Below are 1565 nucleotides of genomic sequence, written 5' to 3'. Positions count from 1 at the left end.
TGCTGGGGCTGGCGCACACCCGCCTGGCCATCGTCGACCTCGCCGGCGGCGATCAACCCATCTTCAATGAAGACGGCAGCATCGCCGTCGTCTTCAACGGCGAGATCTTCAACCACATCGAGCTGCGCGACGAGCTGATCGCGCAAGGCCACCGTTTCGCCACCCGCTCAGACACCGAGGTCATCGTCCACCTCTATGAGCAGCATGGCGACGACTTCGTGCACCACCTCAACGGGCAGTTCGCCATCGTGCTGTGGGACGAGCGCCGCCAGCGCCTGCTGCTGGTGCGCGACCGCGTCGGCATCGCGCCGCTTTTCTACCGCATTGGCGAGACCGATGACGAGCACCAGCTGATCTTCGGCTCCGAGGTCAAGGCGCTGTTGCCGGCCCTGGTGCGCAGCCCGCGCGTCAACCGCCGCGCGCTCGACCAGGTCTTCACCTGCTGGACGCCGGTGGGGGCCGAAACGCTGTTCGAGGGCATCTGGTCGCTCGAGCCCGGCACCATGCTGATCGCCGAGCCGGACCGCGACAAGCACCTGCACGCCACCGTGCGCCGTTACTGGGACTGGCGCTTTCCGCTGTCGCCCGACGATTGCCTGCAAGGCTCTGACGAAGACTTGCTCGAAGAGTTGCGTGCCACCCTGGTGGACGCCACCCGCATCCGCCTGCGCGCCGACGTGCCGGTGGGGGCCTACCTGTCCGGCGGGCTCGATTCGTCGATCCTGACCAGCGTCATCCACCACGAGACGAACGCGCCGCTGCGCACCTTCTCGATCGGTTTTGAGGACGCCTCGCTCGATGAAAGCGCCCAGCAGCGCGAGATGATCGATTTCCTGCATGCGCGCCACAGCCGCATCGAATGCCGTCAGGAAGACGTCGGCATGGGTTTGATGGACACCGTCTGGCACGCCGAGTGCGCTGTGCTTCGCACGGCCCCGGTGCCCATGCGGCTGCTCTCGGGCCTGGTGCGTCGCCAGGGCTACAAGGTGGTGCTCACGGGCGAAGGTGCCGACGAGGTCTTTGGCGGCTACGACCTGTTCAAGGAGGCCCAGCTGCGCCAGTTCTGGGCGCGAGAACCCCACTCGAGCGCCAGGCCAGAGTTGCTGCGGCGCTTGTACCCGTGGCTGGCAGGTCAGTCCGGGCGCTCTGATGCTTTCATGCGCGGCTTCTACGGCGCAGGCCTTGAAGACCCCGATGACCTGCTGTTCTCGCACGGTCCGCGTTTCGACACCACGCGCAAGGCGCGCATGTTCCTGCTCGACCCCAGGCCCGATCACGAATCGCTGGACGACATCCGGGCGCTCATGCCGCGAGAGTCCAGTCGCTGGCACCCCCTGGCGCGCGCGCAATACCTCGAAGCCCGCCTGTTGATGGGCAACTACCTGCTGTCATCCCAGGGCGATCGCATGCTGATGGCCAATGGCGTGGAAGGGCGCTTTCCTTACCTCGATCACCGCGTCATCGAGCTGGCCAACCGCCTGCCGCCGCGCCTGAAGATGCGGGGCCTGCGCGAGAAGATCGGCTTGCGCCAGGCCATGGCCCGCTACCTGCCCGATCGCACGCGC

The 1565-nt window shown here is 66.8% G+C and carries 1 protein-coding gene; it reads left to right on the top strand.

What is annotated here, in order from left to right:
* Positions 1 to 1565: asparagine synthase (glutamine-hydrolyzing) (gene asnB / locus B2W70_RS04165; RefSeq protein WP_286743158.1), on the top strand; the 1565-nt coding region annotated here is incomplete at both ends.

Origin of the sequence: Aquabacterium sp. UBA2148 (assembly GCF_002328915.1) — a bacterium.
Classification (GTDB): Bacteria; Pseudomonadota; Gammaproteobacteria; order Burkholderiales; family Burkholderiaceae_C; genus Aquabacterium; species Aquabacterium parvum.
This window is presented reverse-complemented; position numbering and strand designations above follow the sequence as displayed.